Raw genomic sequence first — 23,923 nt, 5'->3', positions numbered from 1 at the left:
TGCCTCCTGTCAGGATGGGGCGGATCTTTTCGTCCGCTCACTGAGTCACCATCCGACAGCTTTTGGCTGCCGATGGCAAGCCCCGTTCTTTGACCATTCAATCAAAAACGATGCTCGGCGCCCGCGACTTTGGTCGCGCATTCTCGAGCTCGGCGAGAACTTTCGCGGCGATGTCGCGATAGGCCGCCGCATGCGGCCCATCCGGATCGGCGGCGACCACGGGACGTCCCGCGTCGGAGCTCTCGCGGATCGCCATCTCGAGCGGCACCTCGCCGAGGAACGGCACGCCGAGACGCGTCGCCTCCGTCCGCGCCCCGCCATGGCCGAAGATGTCGTAGCGGTTGCCGGTGTCGGGAGCGACGAAGTAGCTCATGTTCTCGACGATGCCGAGGAGCGGCACCTCGACCTTCTGGAACATGGCGAGGCCCTTGCGCGCATCGATCAGCGCCAGATCCTGGGGCGTCGAGACGATCACCGCGCCGGCGAGCGGCACCTGCTGGGCCATGGTCAGCTGGGCGTCGCCGGTGCCGGGGGGCATGTCGACGACGAGGATGTCGAGCTCGCCCCATTCGACCTCCCGCAGCATCTGCGTCAGCGCCGACATCACCATCGGCCCGCGCCAGATCATCGGCGTTTCCTCGTCGACCATCAGCCCCATCGACATCGCCTTCAGCCCGAAGGCCTCCGGCGGCACGATGGTGCGCCCGCCGCTGGTCTTCGGCTTGTCCTTGAGGCCGAGGAGCCGCGGGATCGAGGGGCCGTAGACATCGGCATCGAGGATGCCGACCCTGAGGCCGAAGGTGGCGAGGCCGAGGGCAAGATTGACGGCCGTCGTCGACTTGCCGACGCCGCCCTTGCCGGAGGCAACCGCGATGATCCGGTCGATGCCGGGAATGCCGGGTTTGGCGGCGCCGGGCCGTCGCCCGGCGGCAGGCGCCGGTGCCTGTGCCGGCGCCTGCCGCGGCTGCGGCGGGGCGGATGCCCGAGCGCCGGCGCTGCCTGCCGTCTTTTCCGCCGTCAGCGCGACCATCGCCTTCGAGATGCCGTCGAGCCTGGCCACCTCGGCCTCGATCGCCCGGCAGAACGGCTCGAAGCGCTGGGCGTCGGCCGCCGGCACGGTCAAGGAGAAGAACGCCTTGCCGTCGGCGATGAAGATGTCCGACACGAGCGACCGCGTCACCACGTCCGCCCCGCCGTCCGGCGGCGTCATCTGCCGCAGGATGTCGAGGATGCGGGCCTTGAGTTCGTCAGCCAAATCGAGAATCTCCCAGGAAAACCTGACCATTGGCATCGCAGATATCGCGGCGCCCCCCGAACGTCCAAGAAAAACCCGTCGGCGGACCGGCGGCGGCGGCTCCAGAAGTCGGTTTCCCCTCCGCCGATCGCCGCCGGAGCCGTCTTGCCGGAACCGACCGAGGATGGCATCCACGGCAGGTCCAGATTTCCTTCGCGACCTGCCGGATCCCGCCATGACCTCAGACGAAACGCCTTCCCCGACCGGCACCGATCCGCAGCCGGAGCCTCGCCCCGCCGCGACCAGCCCCAGCGCCGGGACCGCCTCCGGCGAAAGCGGCGGGACGCCGTTGCTGCAGCCGGTGGACGAGGCGGCGCGGCATCTGGCGCGGATGCTGCTGCGCTCCGCCCGCGAGGGCGCGCTCGGCGTCTTGCGGCCGGGCGACGGCTTTCCCGCCGTCAGCCGCACGCTTCTCGCCACCGACTTTTCCGGTCGTCCGATCATTCTCGTCTCCGCCCTGTCGCTGCACGCCAGGGCCCTTGCCGCCGACCCCCGCTGCTCGCTCCTCGTCGCACGCAGCGGCAAGGGCGATCCCCTCGCCCATCCGCGCATGACGATCTTCGCCGAGGCCGTTCCGATTGCGCCCGGCGGCGATGCCGCCCTGGCTGATCCGGGCAGCGATGCCGCCCTGGCTGATCCCGGCGGCGGCGATGCCGCCGCAGTGCGCGAGCGTTTCCTGTCGCGCCATCCGAAGGCGAAGCTCTACGTCGACTTCCCCGATTTCCGCTTCCTGCGGCTTATGCCCCTTGGTGCTTCGCTGAACGGCGGTTTCGCCCGCGCCTTCGAACTCGGCGCCACAGACATCGTCGACGCGCCCGCGGGCGACCTCGCCGCCGGGGCGATCCGGGCCCGCGACCACATGAACGAGGACCACGGCGATGCGATCGACACGCTGGCGGCGATGCATGGAGAGGACGGCACGGGCTGGCAGATCGTCACGGTGGACGTCCGCGGCTTCGAGATCGCGCGGGGCGACAGGCTGGCGCGGATCGAGTTCGGCACCAGCCCGACCGGCGAAGGCGGCTACCGCAAGGCCTTCGTCCATCTCCTGCGCCCGCCGCAGCCGGATGTCGGCGCGGCCGGATGACCAGCCTCGCAAGGCGAAGTCTCGATACGAACACACGCTACGGACAGGCGACCGCGATCAGGCGTCGCAGCCAAAGCGGCCGTGCGTCAGACGTCGTAGCCCTCGGGGCAGTTGGCGATGAACCGCTGCCTGCCATTGGCGCGCAGATAGATGCATTGTCCGGGGGCGTTGGCCGCAAGGCCGAGGACCCGGTCGCCGGGCTGCGGCGCGGGCTCGGGAACCTGGCCGGAGCGGAACGGGATGGTCTCGGCATTCTCCAGGCCGAACACCGCCCCGAAGACGGGCGAGCGCGGGCCGCTGGAGCAGGCGGAGAGGAGCAGGCAGATCGCCCCGAGGGCCGCGATGGTGCGACGCGTCCGGTGCGAGGCTCCGGACCTCGGGCATCCCGCCGCCACGACTCCGCCCCTGCTGCATGGCCGCAGCCGATCGCTTCCGGCCATCACCGGCATTCTCCAGTCTTCCACCGGGTCTGTTCGCATGAAATCCCGCCACGAGGGCGGGATCTCGTCATGTCCGCGACAGCGCGCCTCGGCAGATGCTGCCGGGCGCCCCGCCGCCTTTGCGGTGCGCGGGATCAGTAGCCGTCCGGGCAGCGATAGACGTTGCCGTCGGAATAGCGGCAATAGCCCGGGTTTTCCCTGGACCGGCCGATGACGTTGCCGGCCACGGCACCGACGCCGGCACCGATCGCCGCGCCCGCCAGGGTCGAGCCGGTATCGCGCCCGATGGCCTGGCCAGCGAGAGCGCCGACGGCACCACCGGCGAGCGCGCCGCCCGACGTGTAACGGTCCTCGGTGGTGCAGCCTGCCGTCAGCATGGCGGCAACCGCGAGCGTCGCGAAAGAAATCTTGCGAAACATGTCTCGTCTCTCACTCTTCACTGTGATGTCCCCAGTCGTCACTGTTATAGCGGGATCGGCGGCGACGTCACCTCCCCCCGCTCAATTGGCAGCGTGGATGTCTCCCGACGCTCCCGGCGGAAATCGCGCCGAGATCCGAACGGCTCGGCCGCCGCGTGGGTGGAGTGAGGGTCCTGGCCTGTCGGATGAACGGCCGCCGCTTGCGCAGTCGACATTCCGAACTCAGCCGGAATCCTCGGGGAATGGCGGTTGATGGCGGGCAGACCGGGTATGGGAAGCTCACGTCGATCAGGCGGCCCGAAGACCAGCCGCGGTAATCCGGGACAATTCGCCGCGCAAGCAGAACTCAGGGTGGCTGACGAATTCAGGAAATCTCTGGCCCTGTGCCGGACCTCGCCGCGATCTGCAGCAAACGTTCGGCCGTAGCTGAAACACGCCCTCAGGCCCCCGGACCGGCGAAATGGGAAACGCCGGCGACTTCTGTCCCGGGAAACCCGGGCCCGATGCCGTCAGCGCGAGGCGACGAGGCTCGGCTCGGCGTCGAAGGTGATCGACAACTGGCCGTCACGGGACACGGACCAGTCGATGGTCGCCGACTGCTGGAAAACATCCTCGGACACTTCCTTGCACGCGCCATAGACGCGCTTGTCGGTCGTTCCGCTCAGGCGGATCTGCAGCGGCAGTTCCTGGCGACATTCGGCGACGGTCTCGTATGCGGGCACGGGAACGGGAATTTCCTTGCAGACCGAAAGATCCCCCGAGCAACCCACCAGAAGCATGAATGCAGCGACGTGTTCCATCTCCAGCTCTCCTTTGGGAAGAATAATACACGGGCTGTGGCCTCGGTTCCGCACGCAAGCGGAATGTGGTCTCACGATGGCGTGAAACAGGCTGGTCCAACGCCGGCAAGCGTCCCGTCATGGCTCCCGCTGCAGCCCTCGTTTCACACAGGAATGGAAGGATCAGAGCCGCTTGCGCCCGTCGGCATCGCAGACGTCGAGAATTTACCATAAGTCAGGAAAGTCGGCGGGCGACCGCCATCCGGGGGGCGGCTCGGCCGGGCGGCCACGGGAAACCGGGTCGTTCCGGCTCCATCGGCAGGTGTGGGCGGACGCGCCGCGGCCTGCCTCAAGGCCTGCATCAGGCACACCCGTGGCCCATGTGGATCACAAGCGGGAAGGGCTCTGGCTCACTCGCCTGCGCCGCCCTGCATCACCTCGTATTGCGCTTCCGGAACCGTCAGGGTGTAGCGGATCCCCTCCGCCAGATAGTCCAGACGGGCCGAACCGCCGACGGCGTTCGGTACGATGCGTTCGAGGGTGGAGGTGCCGAAGCGGGCGTCGCGTTCCGGCCTGACGCGGGGGCCGCCGCGCTCCTGCCACACGATCACCAGCCCCGTCTCTTCCCCGTAATCCTCGATCCGGGCATCGATCGACACCTTGCCGCCCGGCACCGACAGGGAGCCATACGACGCCGCATTGACCGCCAGTTCGTGCAGGGCGAGGCCCACATGCAGGGATGCGGTGGGGGACAGATAGACGTCGACGGGGCTGAACTCGATCTGGTCCATTCCGTCGGGCGCATAGCGCTCGACCTGCGTGGTGACGAGGCTTTGCAGATCGGCGCCCCGCCAGTCGGCGTCGGTGACGATGTCCTGGGAGTAGGAGAGCGACTGGATCCGCCCGCGAAACCGGACGAGGAATTCCGGCACCGTCAGCGAATGCCGCGCCGTCTGGCTGGCAAGGCTCTGGATGATGGCGAGGAGGTTCTTCGAGCGATGCGAAAGCTCGCGAAGGAGGGTCTTCAGCGTCTCTTCGCGGCGTTTTTGGTCGGTGATGTCGAAGGAGGTGCCGATGATGCCGCAGGCGACACCCGCCTCGTCGCGGTCGATATCGACGCAGATGTCGTACCATCGGGCCTGGTTGCCCTGGTTGATCGACATCTCGTAGCGCAGCGGCTGGCCGGTGGTCAGAACCTCGCGCTTCATCTCGGTGGAACGCCGGGCCGCAACCTCGCCGAGGATGTCGGCGTCGCTGGTGCCTTCCATCGCCCCGGCGAGCCAGGAGCGTCCAGCGTTCGAAACCCACGAGTAACGCAAATCCAAATCTTGGGCGAATACGGACATCTCCGTATTCTCGATCGCTCTCAAGATTTTCTTTGCCAACATTAATCGACGCTCACAACGATCCGGCGCAACACCGTGTCCCCGCCTGTGAAACCTGCGAATGCGACACACGGTTCCACGGCATTTCCCTTCCAGTCCCACACGGTGAAGATCCCGTTGCGCCGCGCAGACGACGTTCGATAGCCACGACTACACAGGGCCCGGTGAGGCCGAGGTCAACCCCGGCGATGCGATTGCGTTCCTTCCGGCCGAAGATTTCCGGGTGCGAACGGATCGTCAAGACGAACCGCACCCGCCGTAGCGGCACCCGCCCCCGGAAGAGGAACGCCTGACCGCCAAAGGCAGCCTTGCGACGATCCATCGCCGGGAAACGCATCCCTGCCTTCCCCGGCAACCCCGACGTCGCGACCCGCCGCCTGCGGGCCGCATCCGGTGACGACGCAACGCCAGACGCCGCCGGCCCATCTCCCGCGGCCACCGGCCCCTCGGATCCGCCGCCCGATCGCATCGGAAGGCGGATTGATCCCGCTCGACCCGGCGCCGCGCGAGCGTGCTCGAAGCCCCGGACCCCGCAGGGATCCGAGGCTATGCATCAGGCGGCGGCGCGATCGCCGCTGTCGAAGAACAGCGCCTGGCTGATCAGGGCCTTCACCATGTCCGGATTGAAGGGCTTGGTCACGAGGAAGGTCGGCTCCGGCCGCTCGCCGGTCAGGAGCCGCTCCGGGAACGCGGTGATGAAGATCACCGGCACCGAAACCTTGGCCAGGATGTCGTTGACGGCGTCGATGCCCGAGCTGCCGTCGGCGAGCTGGATGTCGGCGAGCACCATGCCCGGATTGTGGCTCTCGAAGAGCGTCATCGCCTCCTTGTGGGTGCGGGCGATGCCCGTCACCTTGTGGCCGAGGCTCTCGACCATCTGCTCGATGTCCATCGCGATCAGCGGTTCGTCCTCGATGATCATGATCTTGGTCGATACCTGCCGACCGATGTCGGATCCCGCCTGATCGATCATCTCGGAGAAGCGCGGCTGGTCGACGCCGAGGATCAGCCCCGCCTCCTCGCTGGTGAAGCCTTCGACGGCGACGAGCAGGAAGGCCTGGCGCGGCAGCGGCGCGATCGCCTTCAGGTTCTTCGCCGCGCGCTCCTCCCAGGCCGAGGTCGGCGCATCCTCACGAATATTCACCTCCAGCGACTGCCAGAGCGACGAGAACAGCTTGTAGAGCGAGATGCGGGGAGACTGGTCTTCCGGAAACAGCGAGGGATCGGCGATCAGCGCCTCGAGAACCGCAGCGACATACGCATCGCCGCTGGCCTGCGAACCGGTAAGGGCCCGGGAATAGCGGCGCAGATAAGGAATGTGCGGCGCTATGCGGGATGACATCGACATTTAGACTCCCCTCGTGTCCCTTGGACAAGACGTTCAAATATTGGCGAATTCGGCACGGGCCGTGTCTTCGAGGCCGGGAACAAGGCCGCATGCCGTGAGTTCTCGCCTAAATGGGACAGTGGGCGCGCGGTGTGAAGAGCTGGCCGAAAATTGCATCCATATCCATCTGATGGCTTGAGGGATGCGGTTGCCGATTTATCTCTCGGCGGAGGAATTGGAAGCGCGCAGGAACCAGATGAGACGTTTGAAAATCAATTGCCGTCGAACGAACGGCCGGTGCCAGTATCGAGATGGTCGATGAGCGATCGCGAGAATGAGGATGACAAGTTGCAGACGGGACAGACTCCAAAAGCCCAGCCACCTGCCGAGTTCGGCATCAACACGGCGATCGGCAAGCAGTTGAAGGCCTATTACGACGACGTCGCGAGCGAGCCGGTCCCGGACCGTTTCCTCAGCCTTCTCGATGCGCTGGATCAGGCGGAGTCGGCAACGAAGAAGAAAAATCGGGAGTGAGGGCACCCATGAGCGTAGAGTTCGATTTCCGTAAGGAACTCATCACGATCATCCCGAATCTGCGTGCCTTCGCAACGTCGCTGACGGGGTCTTTCGATCGTGCCGACGATCTCGTTCAGGAGACGCTTGTCAAGGCGTGGGACAAGCAGCACACCTTCCAGCCCGGCACCAATCTCAAGGCCTGGCTGTTCACGATCCTGCGCAACGAGTTCTACACCCAGATGCGCAAGAAGGGCCGCGAGGTTCAGGACGTCGACGGCATTCACGCCATGCAGCTCGCCGGTCACCCGGAACAGCAGGGCCATCTCGACCTGCAGGACTTCCGCAAGGCGCTCGAACTTCTGCCCGACGACCAGCGCGAGGCCCTCATCCTCATCGGCGCATCCGGCTTCTCCTACGAGGAAGCGGCCGAAATCTGCAAATGCGCCGTCGGCACGATCAAGAGCCGGGTGTCGCGGGCGCGCACGCGGATCGCCGAGATTCTCGGCGTCGAGGGCGACGGCGACTACGGGCCGGATTCGATCTCCAGCCAGATCATCGGCGTCGCGCCGGCCGCCTGACCGGCGGGGAGCCCGGACGCCAGCGGGAGCCCCCGCGGGAACCGGAGCGCCCTCGCCTTGTTATTCACGAAGATGCGACCCGGTCGGCGCGGTGCGTCCCGGTTCTCCGCATTCCCGGCTTTCCAGCAACGCCTTCTCCAGCAACGCACAGACGACGAACGGACCGATCAATGAGCGACAACATGGCCAACGACCCCAACCTGTCCGGCGGCGGCGCCCACACCCCGGGCTCCGATCCGAAGACCCAGGCCGATCGGGCCAATGTCGAGGAGCAGCTGGGACGGCTGCGCGAGGACGTCGCGGCGCTGTCCGACGCGGTGCGGTCGATGGCGAGCCATGGCGCCGACGACGTCCGGCGTCAGGCTTCCGCCCTGCGCGAGGACGTGCGCCAGCGCGGCGAGCAGTATCTGCGCCAGGCCCAGGACGCGGCGTCCGATCTCGAGGAAGAAGTGACCGAGCGGATCCGCGCCGAGCCGATCAAGGCGGTGCTGATCGCGGCCGGCATCGGCTATCTCTACGCTCGCCTGTTCCGGTAAGGCCCGATGATCTGGCAACTCGTCGCCAAGCTGGTGACCGGCGAGGCGGGCGTCTATGTCGCCCGCATGCGCAGGCTGGCGGTGCTCTATGCGGCGATGGCGCTGTTTGCCATCCTCATGCTCGCCTATCTGATAAGCGCCCTCTATGTCTGGATCGCCTGGCTCTACGGGCCGCTGGCGGCGTCTCTCGGCTTTGCCGCGGGCTTCTTCGTGCTGATCGTCGCGACCTGGATCGCGACGATCATCGTCAGGCGTCCGCCCCGCAAGCGGGCCGACGACAGGCTGCAGCGCGACATCGCCTCGATCGCCGGGGTCGCGGCGCTGTCCAACGCGCCGTTGCTCTTCCAGTCGGCCAAGCGGAACAAGAAGCTTCTGCTGGTGCCGGTCGTGGGCGCCGTCGGCTGGGCCGTCTGGCGGGCAATCACCTCCTATCGCAGGGGCGGCGACGTCTGAGCCTCTTCGGATAGACCCGCGCGGGTCTCGTCCTCTCTGCGAGGACGATGCCGCCTTTGCGCGTGTCCGGCGCCGGCCGGGGCTGGAGCCCAGGCGGCCCGGTGTGTGCCGGCGCGACCCGGCGGCTGCCCGGAACGGCTTTGCGCCGAGGGCGTTTTCATCTCGAGACGATTGTCGGCGCGCCCGGGCAGGGCAGCCGGACCACGGTGCCGAAGTCGGCCGTCGGAGAACCCGATGCCGCTGGGGCCGAAATCCATGAAATCCAACAGAGGGACTATTCGGTGACCAAGTTCGACGACGAAAAGACCAGGCAGGGCCGACGCGGAACGCCCGTGCTGATGATCCTCATCGCCGCACTGGCCCTGTGCGTGGTGGTGTTCATCGGGGTGCAGATCTATGGCGCCAGCCAGCCGGACTCCTCGATCGAGGCCGGACCCGAGACCACCGGCGAGCCGCCGGTCGCCGGCACTGCAGGCGGCGCGGCCGAGGACGACGATGCCACCGTCGTCGCACCGAGCGACGGCGACGGGCCGGCTGCCGGCACCGGGTCCAACTGAGCCGCCAGGCTCGACCGGACAGGAACCCGGCACGGCCCCGCGGCGGCACCCGTCCCGCGGCCGAACGCCGATGGAAACGTCAGACGGGCGTCGTCGTCCCTAACTCTCAGGGTCGGCGCCCTTCAACCAGGGAGACATGTCATGGCCAAGTCATCCTCCGCAAGCAGCGGCAACCCTGCGCTGAAGGACCCGGATCTCTACGAGACCCTGCGCGAGGAAGGAAATTCCAAGGAAAAGGCCGCGCGGATCTCCAACGCCAAGGCGAACCCGCACATGCACCCGTCCAAGAAGGGCGGCAAGACGCCGGCCTATGAGGACTGGACGAAGGACGACCTCTACGGCCGGGCCCAGGAAATCGGGATCGAGGGCCGCTCGGACATGTCCAAGGCGGAGCTCATCGAGGCCCTGCGCAACCACTGACGCCGGGGTTTGACGCGAGAGATCGACGCGAGGACCGGCTGATGCGAGGCGATGCGAGGCGCGCCGCCGCTGGCCCGCCTCCCCGGCGAGCCGCTGCCAGCCGCGCCCCGGTCAGCGTGCCGCCGCTTCGACCCGCGGCGCGCGTCCGGCTTCCACTTCCTGCTCGAGATAGGTCGCCTCCGCCGGCACCAGCACGGTGAGCGCCAGCGGATGGATCTCCACCCGCGACAGGTCGTCGAGCACTTCCAATTCGCCATCGCGCACCGCCCGGTTCGACCGCGGCTTGCCGCGATGGGCGAGATCCACCCGCGTCGCCGACTTCACCACCAGATCCGGATTCTTGCGCCACTGGCCGGCAAAGATGTCGGCCGTCAGCTTGGCGACGCGCGCCAGGCGGCGCTCGGTGCAGATGTAGACGCCGAGTTGGCCGCCCTTCGGATTGTCGGCGAAGGGCAGGTGGCGGTCGCCGTAGAGATTGTTCGAGATCGCCAGCGCCGAGCATTTCAGCCGCTCGCTGCGACCGTCGACGTCGATCACCAGCTCCACCTTGGGCAGTCTGCGGAACGCCAGCCCGATCGCCCGCGTCGTCGCCCACATCTTGCCGAGCCGCGAGCGATAGGTGATCCGCTCGCGGAACCGCACCATCCGGGCATGCAGCCCGGTGGCGAACTGATGCACGAAGGGCTTGCCGTTGACGGTGGCGACGTCGACCTTCGTGGTCCGGCCGCCGGCGAGCGCCTTCACCGCCTCTTCGAGACCGAGCGGGATCTGCAGCGTGCGGGCGAACAGGTTCATCGTCCCCGCGGGCAGGATGGCAAGCGCCGTATCGCTCTCGTACAAGGCTCCCACGGCCGCCGACACCGTGCCGTCGCCGCCCCCGACCAGGAGGACGTCGAGGGCGTCGGTCGCGGCCGCCTTCTCGATCGCCGGAACGATGTCCGACCCGGCACAGAGTTCCACGGTGACCTCGTGGCCGTGGACGGCGAACTCGTCGCGGATCAGCGCCGACAGCCAGTCGAGATCCGTGGTCTTCAACGTGCCGCCGTCGCGGTTGAGGAGCGCCAGTATTCGCATCGGGTCAAACCATTCGAAATGAAAGTCCGCCCGCTTCGGGCGGGCCGAACCGCATCAGCTAGGGAGTCGCCGCGGCTTGTCGACGGGCGAGCGCCCGCCCTCGCCCTATTCCCTGCGGCCGGCGCGTCCCTCCATCCAACTTTCGCGCGCGCACCCTAGATGCCCCGTGCGGGAACGGCCGGACGGCCGCTCCGCCAAGCACCGGGTCGAAGGAGTTCAGCATGCTCGAATGGATCATCATTCTCTTGATTGTTGCGGCGATTGCCAGCCTGCTGGGCTTTCGCGGCATTGCCGGGGTGTCTGCGGGCATCGCCAAGATCCTTATCTTCATTGTGCTTGCCGGACTGCTCTTGCTGATCCTCTTCGGCGTTCTGGTCCTCGGTTAGAACGTCGCGCCCCGCGCCGCGCGGTTTCACGCTAAGGCGCGGTTTTATCGGGAACCGAAAGGCCCGGACGATGGTTGTCCAGGCATCCAATGTCGCGTGCTCCGGCCCGCCAAGGCCGGACACGTGACTGGTCTATCAATAATATAGACAAAGGTTTCCATCATGATCCGCAAGCTACTCGCAACGACGGCGATCGCCGCTCTTCTCACCGCGCCGGCCATGGCCCAGGACGCGGCCACGTCCGGCCAGCAGATGCAGCAGCCGGCAGCAACCCAGTCCGACAGCACGATGTCTGGTAGCGCGATGTCGGGTGATGCCACCCGGGCGGCTGCTTCGGGCAACTACCTGACCAACCTGTCGAGCGACCAGTATCTGGCCTCCAACCTCACCGGCAAGTCGCTCTATGACGGCGAAGGCGAGGACGCACAGTCGGTCGGCGACATCCAGAACTTCCTCGTCGGCAGCGACGGCAAGGTCGTCGCGGCGGTGGTCAACGCGACCGTCAACGACGAGTCCAAGGTCGTCGCCATCCCCTTCCAGCAGATCGGCTGGACGATGGGCGAGAACCGGGAGCCGCGCGCCGTGCTGAAGGCCAGCATGGACGAATTGTCCAGCGCGCCGACCTTCCAGACGATGGAAGAGCAGCAGGCGGCCCAGCAGCAGGCCTCGACCGACGCCTCTTCGGCTGGCGGCACCACCGCACCGGCCGGTAACGAGATGGCGGCGTCCCAGCCGGCCACCGGCACCGACCAGTCGATGGCCTCGAGCGACGCCGGCAACATGGCGGCCGGCAAGACCGATCGCGAAGCCTCGACCGGTACGGCCGGCGCAGGCTCCTATCCGGCCACCGTCGGCTCGGACCAGTACCTGACCGAAAACCTCATCGGCACCAACGTCTATTCGGGCGCGGGTGACGACGCCAGCGACCTCGGCGGCATAAACGATCTCGTCCTCGCCTCCTCCGGCCAGATCGACGCGGCCGTCGTCGGCGTCGGTGGCTTCCTCGGTATCGGCGAGAAGGACGTCGCCGTCCCGTTCGGCGAGCTGCAGATGACCCGCGACGACGATGCCGAGCCGCGCATCACCGCCGCCCTCGACAAGGACACCCTCGAGCAGGCGCCGTCCTTCGATGCCGACGGCGACAGCGACCAGATGGCGGCGAACACCGCGCAGTCGGCCGACCAGCAGACTGCGAACCAGCAGTCGGGCGACCAGTCGGCCTCCGCCATTCCCGGCGTCGCGGCCGGTGGTGCGGCCGCGGGTGGTGCGGCGGCAGGCTCTGCCATGAGCGGCACCGCCAGCGACACGGAGCAGGCCGCCAATTCGGCTGGCCAGGCCATGGACAATGCCGGCGATCAGGTCGAGCAGACCGCCGAGAACACCGGCCAGGCCATCGGCAACGCGGCTGACCGGACGCAGCAGGCCGCCCAGAACACCATGGACACAGAGGGCGACGCCACGACCACGGCTTCGACCGGCGGCGACCAGCGCCAGGGCATGACCCGGGTCAGCGACGACGAGCAGCTGACGGCGGACGACCTGATGGGCACGACGGTCTACGGGCCGAACGACCAGAGCGTCGGCGACATCGGCGACATCGCCCTCAACGCCGACGGCCAGGTCGATGCGGTCATCGTCGACGTCGGCGGCTTCCTCGGCATCGGCGAGAAGCCGGTTGCGGTCGGCATGGACAACCTGACCTTCATGCGGGACCAGAGCGGCACGATGTATCTCTACACGCAGTTCACCGAGGACCAGCTGGACAACGCGCCGGAATACAACAAGGACACCTACGCCGAGAACCGCGACACCATGCGGCTCCAGGGTGGGGCGACCACCGGCTCGAACATGTCGGGCCAGACCGGCCAGACCGGCACCCAGCCGGCCAACTGACGCGGCCATCGCGTGAAAATGATCGGGGGCCCGCCGCAAGGCGGGCCCTTTTTCGTGCGCGAACCGCTAATGTCGCGGCGCCGGGGTCGCGGCCGGGACGCCGCGGACCGATGGCCGCGCGGCGACCCGTCGCGGCAGGCCTCGCGCTTTCGCTCATGCTTCGGACCAATTACAATTCGTTACAGAATGAGAGTAAAAGGGCCCGATTGTCGAATATGCTGGTGAGCCTGTGAGAGAGAACGGCCACGGGCGGTCCGGTGTCGCTCCGCCCGATGTCATCGTTTCAGCATGGAGCTTCGGAGAGGCCGCTCGCGGTTTTCCGGGCCATGCGCCAAGAGTATTGGAGAATCGCGCCGTATGGCCATGCTTCGGCAGATCCTCGTCACCCTGATCCTCCTGATCGTGGTCGGTGCCGTCTACGTGAAGATCGAGCCCGCCGCCGGGCGCGCGCTGCTGTCGGCCGGGCTGCCGCTGCCGGGGCCGGTGCGCGAGGCGATCGCCTGGCTCGCGCCGCCCGAAGGCGAGGCTCCGGTGGCCGGGACGCCCGAGGGCCGCTCGCGCGGCGGCCGCTCCGGCGGAGCCCAGCTCGTCGTCGCCAACCCGGTCGAGGTCGGCCGCACCCAGACCGAGATGCGGGCCATCGGCACCGGCGAGGCGGCCCGCTCGGTCACCGTCTATCCCGACAACACCACCGGCATCATCGAGACCGTCGCGGTGAAGTCCGGCGACGCCGTCGAGGCCGGGGCGCCGCTGATCGTCCTCGAACACTCCTCGGAGGAGCTCGCGGTCAGCCGCGCCCGCATCGCGGTCGACGCGGCGGAGGAGAAGCTCACCCGCTACGCCCGGCTGTCCCAGTCGCGCACGATCTCCAGCGTCGAGGTCAACGACGTCGTTCGCGAACGCGACAACGCCAAGCTCGACCTGCGCGCCGCCCAGATCGCCCTCGACAAGCGCACCGTGAAGGCCCCGATCGCCGGACGGGTCGGCATCATCGCCGTCGACGAGGGCGACCTCGTCGGCGCGACGACGGCGATCGCCAAGGTCGACGACCGCCGGGAGATCAAGGTGGTGTTCTACACCCCCGAGAGCTTCGTCGCCGATCTCACGATCGACGCGCCCGTCGAAGCCGTCCCCACCGCCCAGCCGGACAGGGTGTTCAAGGGCCACATCAGCGCCATCGACAGCCGCCTCGACGAGGCGAGCCGGACGCTGAGGACCGAGGCGCTCATCGACAACGAGGGCGACACGCTGCGCCCGGGCATGTCCTTCACCGTCTCGCTCTCCCTCGACGGCCAGGAATATCTCTCGGTCGATCCGCTCTCGGTGGTCTGGGAACGCACCGGGCCGATCGTCTGGAAGGTCGTCGGCGACGAGGCGGTCAAGGCGCCGGTCTCGATCGTCGAGCGCAACATCGACCGCGTCCTCGTCTCCTCGGCCGATCTGAAGGCCGGCGACCGCGTGGTGATCGAGGGGCTGCAGTCGATGCGGCCGGGCATCAAGGTGCGCCTCGAAGGCGAGGAGCCGCGCTCGCCGGTCGCCGGGGCCTCGGCCTCCGGCAGAGGCGACGGCGCGGCCGCCGCCGATGGCCGCCGCTCGTCCTCGGCTGCCGCGAGCAACACCTCGGCCAGTTTCGTCCCCGCCGCCGTCGCCGCCGAGCTGCCGGCTCCGCCGCCGGCAGGTCTCTCCGGCACGCCGGCGCTTGCGGCCCGCGCCGCGCCCTCTTCCGCCACCGCCACGGACCAGCGCCCGTGAAGCCGGAGCAGCAGATCGACGGCCTGACGGCCTTCACCAGCCTGTTCATCCGCAGGCCGGTCCTCACCATCGTCCTCAACCTCCTCATCGTCGTCGCCGGCCTCGCCGCGCTCAACGCCGTCGAGATCCGCGAATTACCGAATGTCGACCGGCCGGTGATCACCGTCTCGGTGGATTTCGAGGGCGCCAGCCCGGAGACCATCGACCGCCAGATCACCAGCCAGATCGAGAGCGCCGTCGCCCGCGTCACCGGCATCGAGTCGATGTCCTCGCAGTCGGAATTCGGCGATGCGCGGGTGACGATCGAATTCTCCGACGCGACCGATCTCAACGTCGCGGCGAGCGACGTGCGCGACGCCGTCAGCCGCATCTCCAACCAGCTTCCCGAGGGCGCCGACGAGCCGCGCATCGTCAAGGCCGACGCCGACGCCCAGGCGATCATGCGCCTCGCGGTGACGTCGACGTCGATGAAGATCGAGGACCTGACGACCCTCGTCGAGGACCGGGTCGCCGACCAGCTCGCCGCCGTCGAAGGCGTCGCCGACCTGCAGATCTATGGCGAGCGCGAGAAGCTCATCTATGTCGACATCGATCCCGACAAGCTCGCGACCCGGGGCCTCACCCTCGGCAACGTCGCGACGTCGCTGCAGAACGCCGCGATGGACGTGCCCGCCGGCTCGCTCGCCTCGCCGAGCCAGCAGCTGATCGTCCGGGCCGACGCGAACGTCAATTCGCCGGAAGCCTTCGAGGCGATCTATCTCGACGATCGCACCCGGCTCGGCGACGTCGCCTCCGTGCGCTTCGGCCCGGACGAAGCCGCCTCGCAGCTGCGGCGCAACGGCGAGACCGGCATCGGCCTCGGTGTCGTGCGCCAGGCCGGCTCCTCCACCCTCGACATCTCCGACGGCGTGCGCCGCGAGGTGGCGAATCTCAACCGCACCCTGCCCGGGGGCGTCCATGTCGAGGTGACCAGCGACGACGCCACCTTCATCAACGGCGCGCTGCACGAGGTCGAGCTCGCCATCGTCCTCGCCGTCGTCATCGTCATCGCCGTCATCTTCCTGTTCCTGCTCAATCTGCGCGCGACCTTCATTCCGGCCGTCACCATGCCGATCGCGCTGATCGGCGTCGTCTCGTTCATCTATCTCACCGGCTTCTCGATCAACATCCTGACGCTCCTCGCCCTCGTGCTCGCGACGGGCATGGTGGTCGACGACGCCATCATCGTTCTGGAAAACATCGTGCGCTGGCGCGACATGGGCGCCAAGCCCCGCGCCGCGGCCGTGATCGGGGCGCGCGAGATGTTCTTCGCGGTGATCTCGACGACCGCGACGCTCGCCGCCGTCTTCGTGCCGATCTCCTTCCTGCCCGGCCAGGCGGGCGGTCTGTTCAAGGAATTCGGCTACGTCCTCGCCGCCGCCGTCGTCATCTCGTCCTTCATCGCGCTCACCCTGTGCCCGATGCTCGCCGCGACCTTCCTGAAGGCCCGCGAGGACGAGCGCAAACCCGGCCTCTTCGCCCGCGCCGTCGGCTGGATCGGCGCCCGCCTCGCCGGTTTCTACGCGGTGACGCTGCGGCTCTGCCTCGCCTTTCCGCTGATCGTCGTCGTCGCGGCGGGGCTGTTCTCCTTCAGCGCCTACACCGTCTTCAAGACCATGCCCCAGGAACTCACCCCGTCGGAGGACCGCGCCGTCGTCCTGATGCGGGTCAGCGGTCCGCAGGGGGCGAGCCTCGACTACACCAACGCCCAGACGCGCCGGGTCGAGGACATCCTGATGCCCTATGTCGGCAGCGGCGAGGCCCGGAACGTCTTCGCCATCACCGGCCGCGGCGGCGCCAACCAGGCCTTCATGGTGGTCAGCCTCGCCGACTGGGCCGACCGGGCCCGCAGCCAGCAGGAGATCGTCGCCGAGATCAACGGCAAGCTCAGGAACATCGCCGGCGTCAGGGCCTTCGCCATCCAGCCGAACTCCCTCGGCATCCGCGGCGGCGGGCAGGGCCTGCAATTTGCCATCGCCGGACAGAACTTCGACGAGCTCGCGACGAGCGCCGACAAGCTGGTCCAGGCGATGCAGGCCGACGGGCGCTGGGGCACCGTGCGGCTCTCCAACGACGCCACCCAGCCGCAGCTCTCGGTGGTGATCGACCGCGCCCGCGCCTCCGATCTCGGCATCGACATCGACGGCCTCGCCACCGCCATGCAGGCGCTGCTCGACGGGCGCGAGATCGGCCAGACCTATATCGGCGACAAGGAAGTGCCGATCCGGCTGATCACCACCAGCGATCCGGTCAACGATCCGGGCGATCTGCGCAACGTCTTCCTCAAGGCCTCCGACGGGCGCATCGTGCCGATGTCGACGGTGGCGACCATCGAGGAAAAGCCGATCGCGCCGAGCCTCGAGCGGGAAAACCGCAGCCGCGCCGTCGCGGTCACCGCGCAGCTGCCGGACGACTACGCGATCCAGGACGCCTGGAACGACGTGCAGGCCTTTTCCCGGGATCTCCTGCCCCAGACCCAGCGCCTCATTCCCCTGGCGGAAGCCGCGACGCTGAGCGAGACCAACAACGGCCTCGCCCTCGTCTTCGGCTTCGCCATCGTCATCATCCTGCTCGTGCTCGCCGCCCAGTTCGAGAGCTTCGTCTCGGCGCTGATCATCATCGCCACGGTGCCGATGGGCGTCGCCTGCGCGATCTTCGCCCTCGCCTTCTTCGGCATGAGCCTCAATCTCTACAGCCAGATCGGCCTCGTCCTCCTCGTCGGCATCATGGCGAAGAACGGCATCCTCATCGTCGAATTCGCCAACCAGCTGCGCGAGCGCGGCGTGCCGCTCCGCCAGGCGGTGGAGGATGCCTGCCTGATCCGCCTGAGGCCGGTGATGATGACCATGGTCGCCACCGTCGTCGGCGGCCTGCCGCTGGTCTTCGCCTCCGGCGCCGGCGCCGAGGCCCGCGTCGCCCTCGGCTACGTCATCGTCGGCGGCCTCGGCCTCGCCACCTTCTCGACCCTCTACATCACCCCGGTCGCCTATCTGATTCTCGGCCGCTTCTCGACGCCGATCTCCGAGCGCACCGCCGAACTCCACCGCGACGTCGCGGCGGCGGAGCGTCGCCATGCGCTGGAGGAGGACGAAGAGGCGGACCACGGCAAGGGGCAGGGCAAGGGTCACGGCGGCCACCCGGCACCGGCGGAGTAGCAAGGCTCCCTCCGATGGTGGCGTGCGGTTCATTGGATTGAATTGTGCGTCACCGTGACGTACAGTTCCCGTCGCACTCCAAGCGAGAGGCGGCGACCATGCGTTCGGTGAGAGGCACAAAGCCAGAGACTGGCGAAGATCGGGCCAGCGAGCGGATGAACTTCCGCACGAAGCCGCGGATCAAGCAGACGATCCAGCGCGCGGCCGCACTGAACGGTGTCGACGACTCCGTCTTCACCATGACGGCTGCCTACGAGGCCGCCTTGCGGACGATCGCCGCCCACGAGCGGACGACGCTGATGCCGGCCGATCACGCCGCATTCTTCTCGGCGCTCGACAATCCGCCCGAGCCGACCGATGCGTTGCGTGCGGCCTTCTCTCGATATCGAGCGACCGTCGATTCTGGAAAGTGACGCGGTCGCGGACGATCATTGAAACGTTCGATCCCGCCAGACACGATCGGACGGCCTTTTCCTGCGGCATCGCGCAGGTCGACAACTTTTTCAGGAAGACGGCGAACAAGCTTCAGAAGGCCGACAATATCCGGGTCCGGGTGATGTCGACAGAGGGCGGAGATCTTGTCGGCTTTTATGCCGTCAATGCCCACGCGGTCGCATATGACGAACTGCCGGGCCGCTTTGCCCGAAATCGACCCGGCCATGGCCTCATCCCGGCCGCCTATATCTCGATGATCGGTGTCGACCGGCGCTTCCAGGGCTCGGGATATGGCGGGGATCTGCTCGTCGATTGCCTCGTCCGGCTGACCCATGTGGCAGAGACGCTGGGAACCGCCGTCGTCATGCTGGACATCCTCGACTGCGGCAACCCGGAACTGGTCGAGAGGCAGCGCCTGCTCTACCGGCGTTACGGCTTCGAGCCGCTGCCCTCGGCCCCGATGAGGATGGCTCTTCCGATGGCGACGATCCGGGAGCTGTTCAGGAGCTAAACGTTGGACACGCTTCCCGGCAGGGGATCGCTCCTGCCGCGCGGCGCTCTTCAAGCCGCTTGCCGACCCATCGGCAAGCAGGTCCGTCGATCCCCCTTCCCGCGTCGCCCGGCAATCGTTAGAAGCGCGCCATGGCACTTCCTCCCCTTCTGCGCCTCGATGGCGTCGCGCTCACCTTCGGCGGCACGCCGCTCCTGTCCGGCGTCGAGCTGAACGTCCTGCCGGGCGATCGCATCGCGCTGGTCGGCCGCAACGGCTCCGGCAAGTCCACCCTCCTGAAGATCGCCGCCCGGCAGGTCGAGCCGGACCGCGGCGAGGTCTTCCTGAAGCCCGGCACGACCCTGCGCTATCTCGCCCAGGAGCCGGACTTCGGCGACTTCCGGACGGTGGGCGAGTACGTCGCCGACGGCCTCGGGCCGGCCGACGATCCCTACCGCGTCACCTTCCTGATCGAATCGCTCGGCCTGACGGAGACGATGTCGCCGGCCCATCTCTCCGGCGGCGAGGCGCGCCGCGCGGCGCTCGCCAAGACGCTCGCCCCCGAGCCGGACATCATCCTCCTCGACGAGCCGACCAACCATCTCGATCTTCCGACCATCGAATGGCTGGAGGGCGAGATCCGCCAGATCAAGAGCGCCCTCGTCGTCATCAGCCATGACCGGCGCTTCCTGCAGACCGTCACCCGGGCGACGGTGTGGCTCGACCGCGGCGGGGTGAAGCGCATCGACGAAGGCTTCGGCGCCTTCGAGGCCTGGCGCGACAAGGTGCTGGAGGAGGAAGAGCGCGACCTCCAGAAGCTCGACCGCAAGATCGTCCGCGAGGAGCACTGGCTGCGCTACGGCGTCACCGCACGCCGCACCCGCAACATGCGCCGCCTCGGTGAGCTCCACTCGATGCGCCAGCAGCGCCGCGACACGCGGCGTGCCGTCGGCCAGGCGGTGATGCAGGCCGGCGAGACCCGCGAGAGCGGCAAGCTGGTGATCGAGGCGGAAGGCATCTCGAAGGCCTATGACGGCCGCACGCTGGTCAGGGACTTCTCCACCCGCATCGCGCGGGGCGACCGCATCGGCCTCGTCGGGCCGAACGGCGCCGGCAAGACGACGCTGTTGAAGATGCTCATCGGCGAGTTGAAGCCGGATTCCGGCAAGATCCGCCTCGGCACCAATCTCGACCTCGCCTTCCTCGACCAGAAGCGCGCCAGCCTGAAGGACGACGTCGGCGTCGCCGAGGCGCTGACCGACGGGCGCGGCGACCAGGTGATGGTCAATGGCGAGCCGCGCCACGTCGCCGGTTACCTGAAGGACTTCCTGTTCTCGCCCGAGCAGATCCGCACCCCCGTCGGCCAGCTCTCCGGCGGCGAGCGGGCCAGGCTGCTGCTCGCCAAGACGCTGGCAACGCCCGCCAATCTCCTCGTCCTCGACGAGCCCACCAACGATCTCGACATGGAGACGCTGGATCTCCTTGAAGAGCTGATCGCCGGCTATCCGGGCACCGTCCTCTTGGTCAGCCACGACCGCGACTTTCTCGACCGCACGGTGACCGGGGTGATCTCGCCCCAGGACGACGGCGTCTGGCTGGAATATGCCGGCGGCTATTCCGACATGCTCGCCCAGAAGCGCGACACCGCCGCCGCCGCGAAGAAGCCGGCGAAACCCGCCTCGCCCGCCCGCCCGAACGCCGGCAAGACGCCGGCCGCGTCGGGGTCGGGGAGCGGCGGTGGATCGTCGGCCACCGGCTCCGCCAGCTCGGCGAAGCTCTCCTACAAGCAGAAATTCGCCCTCGAGACGCTGCCGAAGACCATCGCCGAACTGGAAGCGGCGATCGCCACGGCCGAGACCGAAATGGCCGACCCGCAGCTCTTCTCGAAGAAGCCCGACCGCTTCCAGCAGCTGGCCAAGACGGTCGAGGACAAGCGCGCGGCGCTCGCCAAGGCCGAAGACGAATGGCTGGAGCTGGAAATGCTGAAGGCCGAGATGGAAGGGTGACGCGGGTCCTGTTCGTCTGCGGCAAGGCGCGGCGGCGCAGCCCAACGGCAGCCGCCCTTGCCGCCGAGATGCCCGGCGTCGAGCCGGACTATGCCGGCCTCAGCGCCGATGCCGACGAGCGCGTCACCGCCGAGCATCTGGAATGGGCGGATACGATCGTCTTGATGGAAAAGCGCCAGCAGGCGCGGCTGACCCGGCTTCTCGGCCCCACCCCGCCCGGCAAGCGGGTGGTCTGCCTGAATATTCCCGACCGCTACGACTTCATGGAGCCGGCGCTGATCGAGCGGCTTCGCCCTGCTCTGAAACGCATGTTCGGTTGATGCCAGGGCGGGTTGCCACCGCCCTTCCGTCGTGAGCAACCGTCGATCCTCGGAACGGGCCGAGGGCGGCGAAGCTGCAAGGGCATCGCCGCTTTCTGCCGCTGCGGACGAGCGCGGCGACAGCGCACGGCTGTGGCCGTGACGCCTCAGCCCCCCCGGCGAGCCCCCCGCCCTACTTCATCTGCATCGCGCCGTGCCCCGCATGGTCCTCGCCGGCAGACCCCGCGCCTTCCGGTCCCCGGGCATTCGGCTTGTCGACGACGAGCTCGACCTCGACCGTCCCCGCCGTCTCGAAGCGCAGCGTCAGCGGCACCCGGTCGCCCTCGATCAGGCGCCTGACCGGCTTCGTCAGCATCAGGTGATAGCCGCCGGGCGCCAGCGTCACCGTCTCGCCGGCGGGGATCTCCAGGCCACCCTCGATCTGGCGCATCTTCATCACGTCGCCATCCATCGTCATCTCGTGGACTTGCACCTCCGCCGCCGCCGCCGGCGTCGCGCCGCCGGTCAGCCGGTCGGCGGCCGTGCCGGTATTGGTGATGGTCAGGTAGCCGCCGGCGACCGGCGCGTTCGGCAGGGTCGCCCGGCTCCAGGGGTGGCCGATCTCGAGATCGCCGACCGCGTAGTCGTGGGCGTTCGCCGCAACGACGGCAGACAGCAGCGCTGCGGCCGCAACGGCCGTGGTGATCAGACGCATGAATATTCTCCGGAAAAGTCTGGAATGGGCCGCGCGCCGTCCTGCGGCCGCGCGTTCGGGGATGAGGATGTCAGGCGGCGAAGGCCGGCGGGCCGCGCAGTCTTACCCGCCCGGACGGCGGCAGGCGCGCGATCGCGGCATCGGCGTGGATCGGCCGGCCCGGCTCCGCGGCGGGAGCGGCGAAAGCCTCTCCGGCATCGGCGAACGGCACGGCGAGCGGCGCCGATCCCCCGCAGGCCGTGGCGCAGGGGCAATCGGCGCAATGGGATCCAGCGCCGGTCCGGTCGGCACCCGACGCCGCCTCTTTTGCGGACAGGGGCTCGCCGGAGCACAGGATCTGCGGGTCGCCGCCGGACATTGCGGCGAGGCAGCCCTGCGCGCCGACCAGCGCCTGCAGCAGCATGAGCTGCGCCAGGACCACGGCGAAGGCCGCAGCCGAAACCCTGTCGCGAAGGAAACGCCGGAATCCGCCCATGCCGGGTTTCTGGCAGAGAACACCGCGCTTGTCATGCCCGATCGCCTCGCGATCCGCCCGGCGATCCGGAAGGCCACAGGATCCCTGCCGGGGGACCATCTCCGGCTGCCGCCCTCCGGATGCCTCGCGCGCGGCGTGTCCCGCGCCAAACTTTCGTGAAGCGCTTGAAGCCCTCCCGACTGGCGGCTACGCAAGGACCATGTGGACCCCTCGCGCTCTTTCCCGTCGCCTTTTCCCCCGTCGCGGCGTCGCCGGTTTTGTCCGGCTTGCCCGGCTTGCCGGCTTCCTCTTCCTCGCGGTGGTCGTCGCCGGCCCGGCGGTCGCCTTCGAGACCAGGGCGCCGACGGCGATCCTCGTCGACGTCGGCACGGGGCGCGTCCTCTACGAGAAGAATGCCGACGATCCGATCCCGCCGGCGAGCCTCGCCAAGCTGATGACCGCCACCGTCGTCTTCGACATGCTGAAGACCGGCGAGACGACCCGGGACGCGACCTTCGAGGTCTCTGAAAAGGCCTGGCGCGAGGGCGGCGCCAATTCCGGCGGCTCGACGATGTTCCTGCCGGTCAACGAGGCTGTCAGTCTCGACGATCTGATCAAGGGCCTGATCATCCAGTCCGGCAACGACGCGGCCATCGTCATCGCCGAGGGCCTGGCCGGCAGCGTCGAGACATTCGCCGACCGGATGAACGCCGAGGCGACGGCCCTCGGCCTGTCGCGCTCGCATTTCGTCAATCCGCATGGCCTGCCCGCCCCCGGCCAGAAGGTGACGATGCGCGATCTCGCGGTGCTCGCGGAGCATATGATCAAGTCGTTTCCCGAGGATTATGCGCTGTTCTCGCAGGAGAAATTCACCTTCAACGGCATCACCCAGAGAAACCGCAACCCGCTCCTGGCGCTCGGCGCCGACGGGCTGAAGACCGGCCACACCAGCGCCTCGGGCTACGGCCTCGTCGCCTCGGCGACCCGCGACGGGCGGCGCATCGTCCTTGCCATGTCCGGCATGCAGTCCTCGGAGGAACGCGCCCGCGAGGCCCGCCGCCTGATGGATTTCGGCCTGCAGGACTTCGAGGAGGTGACGCTGGTCGAGGCCGGCCAGCCGGTCGGCGAGGCGGCGGTTTCGGCGGGAGCGGCGGCGAGCGTGCCGCTGGTTCCCGCACAGACGCTGACGGTGCTGGTCCCGCGCGGCAGCCTCGCCGACGTGACCCGCCGCATCGAGAGCAACGGCCCCCTCCCCGCCCCGGTGCAGAAAGGCCAGCGCGCCGGCTGGGCGATCTTCACCCGCGGCGGCGAGACGCTGCGCCAGGTGCCGCTCTACGCCGCAGGCGACGTTGCCCGCGCCGGCGTCCTGTCGCGCATCGCCGCGACGGTGGCAGCCCAGTTCCGGCCGGACCAGCCCTGATCGCCAGGGCCGGG

General features: G+C 68.2%; 25 protein-coding genes. 17 read left to right on the top strand and 8 right to left on the bottom strand.

Annotated elements, in window-relative coordinates; translation table 11 throughout:
• Nucleotides 1-97: 97 nt before the first annotated feature.
• Complete coding sequence (locus ATO4_RS05485; protein WP_245308585.1) at nt 98-1,255, bottom strand: Mrp/NBP35 family ATP-binding protein; 1,158 nt, start codon at nt 1,253-1,255, stop codon at nt 98-100.
• Between the two features lie 370 nt (nt 1,256-1,625).
• Here ATO4_RS05485 and ATO4_RS05480 point away from each other — a divergent pair, with 370 nt between their 5' ends.
• The gene (locus ATO4_RS05480) at nt 1,626-2,381 is read left to right on the top strand and encodes a DUF2470 domain-containing protein (RefSeq protein ID WP_083590566.1); all 756 of its coding nucleotides are present in this window, start codon (nt 1,626-1,628) and stop codon (nt 2,379-2,381) included.
• An 86-nt stretch (nt 2,382-2,467) separates the two neighbouring features.
• Here ATO4_RS05480 and ATO4_RS05475 read toward each other — a convergent pair whose 3' ends face one another.
• The 5 genes from ATO4_RS05475 to ATO4_RS05455 form a co-directional block, all read right to left on the bottom strand.
• Complete coding sequence (locus tag ATO4_RS05475; protein WP_139802270.1) at nt 2,468-2,776, bottom strand: hypothetical protein; 309 nt, start codon at nt 2,774-2,776, stop codon at nt 2,468-2,470.
• A 179-nt stretch (nt 2,777-2,955) separates the two neighbouring features.
• Entirely contained in the window at nt 2,956-3,240 is a 285-nt protein-coding gene (locus ATO4_RS05470; protein ID WP_083590424.1) for a YMGG-like glycine zipper-containing protein, read from the bottom strand.
• A 509-nt stretch (nt 3,241-3,749) separates the two neighbouring features.
• Nucleotides 3,750-4,040, bottom strand: coding sequence for a hypothetical protein (locus ATO4_RS05465; protein WP_083590423.1), 291 nt, complete (start codon nt 4,038-4,040; stop codon nt 3,750-3,752).
• Between the two features lie 389 nt (nt 4,041-4,429).
• A complete protein-coding gene (locus ATO4_RS05460; protein ID WP_245308584.1) occupies nt 4,430-5,365 on the bottom strand; it encodes a PAS domain-containing sensor histidine kinase in 936 nt (311 codons plus the stop codon).
• A gap of 592 nt (nt 5,366-5,957) precedes the next feature.
• On the bottom strand, nt 5,958-6,752 hold the full coding sequence (locus ATO4_RS05455) for a response regulator (RefSeq protein WP_083590421.1): 795 nt from the start codon (nt 6,750-6,752) through the stop codon (nt 5,958-5,960).
• 297 nt (nt 6,753-7,049) lie between these two features.
• Between ATO4_RS05455 and ATO4_RS05450 the strand changes: the two genes are divergently transcribed.
• From ATO4_RS05450 to ATO4_RS05425, 6 genes are all read left to right on the top strand, one after another.
• The gene (locus ATO4_RS05450) at nt 7,050-7,265 is read left to right on the top strand and encodes a NepR family anti-sigma factor (protein ID WP_176222870.1); all 216 of its coding nucleotides are present in this window, start codon (nt 7,050-7,052) and stop codon (nt 7,263-7,265) included.
• Between the two features lie 8 nt (nt 7,266-7,273).
• On the top strand, nt 7,274-7,825 hold the full coding sequence (locus ATO4_RS05445) for a sigma-70 family RNA polymerase sigma factor (protein ID WP_083590420.1): 552 nt from the start codon (nt 7,274-7,276) through the stop codon (nt 7,823-7,825).
• Nucleotides 7,826-7,995: 170 nt separating this feature from the next.
• Entirely contained in the window at nt 7,996-8,361 is a 366-nt protein-coding gene (locus ATO4_RS05440; protein ID WP_083590419.1) for a DUF883 family protein, read from the top strand.
• 6 nt (nt 8,362-8,367) lie between these two features.
• Nucleotides 8,368-8,814 (top strand): hypothetical protein, encoded by a 447-nt coding sequence (locus tag ATO4_RS05435; RefSeq protein WP_083590418.1) that lies wholly within the window; start codon nt 8,368-8,370, stop codon nt 8,812-8,814.
• 281 nt (nt 8,815-9,095) lie between these two features.
• Nucleotides 9,096-9,371: a hypothetical protein gene (locus ATO4_RS05430; RefSeq protein WP_139802269.1), complete on the top strand. Its 276-nt coding sequence runs from the start codon at nt 9,096-9,098 to the stop codon at nt 9,369-9,371.
• A gap of 141 nt (nt 9,372-9,512) precedes the next feature.
• Complete coding sequence (locus ATO4_RS05425; RefSeq protein WP_083590416.1) at nt 9,513-9,791, top strand: Rho termination factor; 279 nt, start codon at nt 9,513-9,515, stop codon at nt 9,789-9,791.
• Nucleotides 9,792-9,902: 111 nt separating this feature from the next.
• Here the strand turns inward: ATO4_RS05425 and ATO4_RS05420 are convergent, their stop codons facing one another.
• Nucleotides 9,903-10,865 carry a diacylglycerol kinase family protein gene (locus ATO4_RS05420; protein WP_083590415.1) on the bottom strand — a complete coding sequence of 321 codons (963 nt, stop codon included), beginning with the start codon at nt 10,863-10,865 and terminating at the stop codon, nt 9,903-9,905.
• Between the two features lie 221 nt (nt 10,866-11,086).
• Between ATO4_RS05420 and ATO4_RS05415 the strand changes: the two genes are divergently transcribed.
• The 8 genes from ATO4_RS05415 to ATO4_RS05380 all read left to right on the top strand — a co-directional run bounded on the left by ATO4_RS05415 (nt 11,087) and on the right by ATO4_RS05380 (nt 21,341).
• The gene (locus ATO4_RS05415) at nt 11,087-11,251 is read left to right on the top strand and encodes a DUF1328 family protein (protein ID WP_083590414.1); all 165 of its coding nucleotides are present in this window, start codon (nt 11,087-11,089) and stop codon (nt 11,249-11,251) included.
• A gap of 162 nt (nt 11,252-11,413) precedes the next feature.
• Nucleotides 11,414-13,144 (top strand): PRC-barrel domain-containing protein, encoded by a 1,731-nt coding sequence (locus tag ATO4_RS05410; RefSeq protein ID WP_083590413.1) that lies wholly within the window; start codon nt 11,414-11,416, stop codon nt 13,142-13,144.
• A 357-nt stretch (nt 13,145-13,501) separates the two neighbouring features.
• Nucleotides 13,502-14,896, top strand: a complete 1,395-nt coding sequence (locus ATO4_RS05405) for an efflux RND transporter periplasmic adaptor subunit (protein ID WP_083590412.1) — start codon at nt 13,502-13,504, stop codon at nt 14,894-14,896.
• A complete protein-coding gene (locus ATO4_RS05400) occupies nt 14,893-18,090 on the top strand; it encodes an efflux RND transporter permease subunit (protein ID WP_083590411.1) in 3,198 nt (1,065 codons plus the stop codon). The genes ATO4_RS05405 and ATO4_RS05400 overlap by 4 nt, the downstream gene beginning before the upstream one ends.
• 155 nt (nt 18,091-18,245) lie before the next feature.
• On the top strand, nt 18,246-18,503 hold the full coding sequence (locus ATO4_RS05395) for a DUF1778 domain-containing protein (RefSeq protein WP_245308583.1): 258 nt from the start codon (nt 18,246-18,248) through the stop codon (nt 18,501-18,503).
• Entirely contained in the window at nt 18,500-19,036 is a 537-nt protein-coding gene (locus ATO4_RS05390; protein ID WP_083590409.1) for a GNAT family N-acetyltransferase, read from the top strand. Before ATO4_RS05395 ends, ATO4_RS05390 begins: the two co-directional genes overlap by 4 nt.
• A 131-nt stretch (nt 19,037-19,167) precedes the next feature.
• Complete coding sequence (locus tag ATO4_RS05385) at nt 19,168-21,021, top strand: ATP-binding cassette domain-containing protein (RefSeq protein WP_083590408.1); 1,854 nt, start codon at nt 19,168-19,170, stop codon at nt 21,019-21,021.
• Complete coding sequence (locus ATO4_RS05380) at nt 21,018-21,341, top strand: phosphotyrosine protein phosphatase (RefSeq protein ID WP_083590407.1); 324 nt, start codon at nt 21,018-21,020, stop codon at nt 21,339-21,341. Before ATO4_RS05385 ends, ATO4_RS05380 begins: the two co-directional genes overlap by 4 nt.
• 172 nt (nt 21,342-21,513) lie before the next feature.
• Here the strand turns inward: ATO4_RS05380 and ATO4_RS05375 are convergent, their stop codons facing one another.
• Nucleotides 21,514-22,035 (bottom strand): copper chaperone PCu(A)C, encoded by a 522-nt coding sequence (locus ATO4_RS05375; RefSeq protein WP_083590406.1) that lies wholly within the window; start codon nt 22,033-22,035, stop codon nt 21,514-21,516.
• Between ATO4_RS05375 and ATO4_RS26915 the strand changes: the two genes are divergently transcribed.
• Both ATO4_RS26915 and ATO4_RS05365 read left to right on the top strand, forming a co-directional pair.
• The gene (locus tag ATO4_RS26915; protein ID WP_139802268.1) at nt 22,034-22,669 is read left to right on the top strand and encodes a hypothetical protein; all 636 of its coding nucleotides are present in this window, start codon (nt 22,034-22,036) and stop codon (nt 22,667-22,669) included. The genes ATO4_RS05375 and ATO4_RS26915 overlap by 2 nt on opposite strands.
• 40 nt (nt 22,670-22,709) lie before the next feature.
• Nucleotides 22,710-23,909, top strand: coding sequence for a D-alanyl-D-alanine carboxypeptidase family protein (locus ATO4_RS05365; RefSeq protein ID WP_083590404.1), 1,200 nt, complete (start codon nt 22,710-22,712; stop codon nt 23,907-23,909).
• Nucleotides 23,910-23,923 lie beyond the last annotated feature (14 nt).

Source organism: Aurantimonas sp. 22II-16-19i (genome assembly GCF_002088275.1).
GTDB lineage: Bacteria > Pseudomonadota > Alphaproteobacteria > Rhizobiales > Rhizobiaceae > Jiella.
This window is presented reverse-complemented; position numbering and strand designations above follow the sequence as displayed.

Excerpts from the sequence above, each read along its gene's own strand:
- ATO4_RS05480 (WP_083590566.1), top strand. The coding sequence starts at position 1,626 with ATGCTGCTGCGCTCCGCCCGCGAGGGCGCGCTCGGCGTCTTGCGGCCG.
- ATO4_RS05470 (WP_083590424.1), bottom strand. The coding sequence starts at position 3,240 with ATGTTTCGCAAGATTTCTTTCGCGACGCTCGCGGTTGCCGCCATGCTG.
- ATO4_RS05465 (WP_083590423.1), bottom strand. The coding sequence starts at position 4,040 with ATGGAACACGTCGCTGCATTCATGCTTCTGGTGGGTTGCTCGGGGGAT.
- ATO4_RS05460 (WP_245308584.1), bottom strand. The coding sequence starts at position 5,365 with ATGTCCGTATTCGCCCAAGATTTGGATTTGCGTTACTCGTGGGTTTCG.
- ATO4_RS05455 (WP_083590421.1), bottom strand. The coding sequence starts at position 6,752 with ATGTCGATGTCATCCCGCATAGCGCCGCACATTCCTTATCTGCGCCGC.
- ATO4_RS05450 (WP_176222870.1), top strand. The coding sequence starts at position 7,050 with ATGAGCGATCGCGAGAATGAGGATGACAAGTTGCAGACGGGACAGACT.
- ATO4_RS05445 (WP_083590420.1), top strand. The coding sequence starts at position 7,274 with ATGAGCGTAGAGTTCGATTTCCGTAAGGAACTCATCACGATCATCCCG.
- ATO4_RS05440 (WP_083590419.1), top strand. The coding sequence starts at position 7,996 with ATGAGCGACAACATGGCCAACGACCCCAACCTGTCCGGCGGCGGCGCC.
- ATO4_RS05435 (WP_083590418.1), top strand. The coding sequence starts at position 8,368 with ATGATCTGGCAACTCGTCGCCAAGCTGGTGACCGGCGAGGCGGGCGTC.
- ATO4_RS05425 (WP_083590416.1), top strand. The coding sequence starts at position 9,513 with ATGGCCAAGTCATCCTCCGCAAGCAGCGGCAACCCTGCGCTGAAGGAC.
- ATO4_RS05420 (WP_083590415.1), bottom strand. The coding sequence starts at position 10,865 with ATGCGAATACTGGCGCTCCTCAACCGCGACGGCGGCACGTTGAAGACC.
- ATO4_RS05415 (WP_083590414.1), top strand. The coding sequence starts at position 11,087 with ATGCTCGAATGGATCATCATTCTCTTGATTGTTGCGGCGATTGCCAGC.
- ATO4_RS05410 (WP_083590413.1), top strand. The coding sequence starts at position 11,414 with ATGATCCGCAAGCTACTCGCAACGACGGCGATCGCCGCTCTTCTCACC.
- ATO4_RS05405 (WP_083590412.1), top strand. The coding sequence starts at position 13,502 with ATGGCCATGCTTCGGCAGATCCTCGTCACCCTGATCCTCCTGATCGTG.
- ATO4_RS05395 (WP_245308583.1), top strand. The coding sequence starts at position 18,246 with ATGAACTTCCGCACGAAGCCGCGGATCAAGCAGACGATCCAGCGCGCG.
- ATO4_RS05385 (WP_083590408.1), top strand. The coding sequence starts at position 19,168 with ATGGCACTTCCTCCCCTTCTGCGCCTCGATGGCGTCGCGCTCACCTTC.
- ATO4_RS26915 (WP_139802268.1), top strand. The coding sequence starts at position 22,034 with ATGAATATTCTCCGGAAAAGTCTGGAATGGGCCGCGCGCCGTCCTGCG.
- ATO4_RS05375 (WP_083590406.1), bottom strand. The coding sequence starts at position 22,035 with ATGCGTCTGATCACCACGGCCGTTGCGGCCGCAGCGCTGCTGTCTGCC.
- ATO4_RS05365 (WP_083590404.1), top strand. The coding sequence starts at position 22,710 with ATGTGGACCCCTCGCGCTCTTTCCCGTCGCCTTTTCCCCCGTCGCGGC.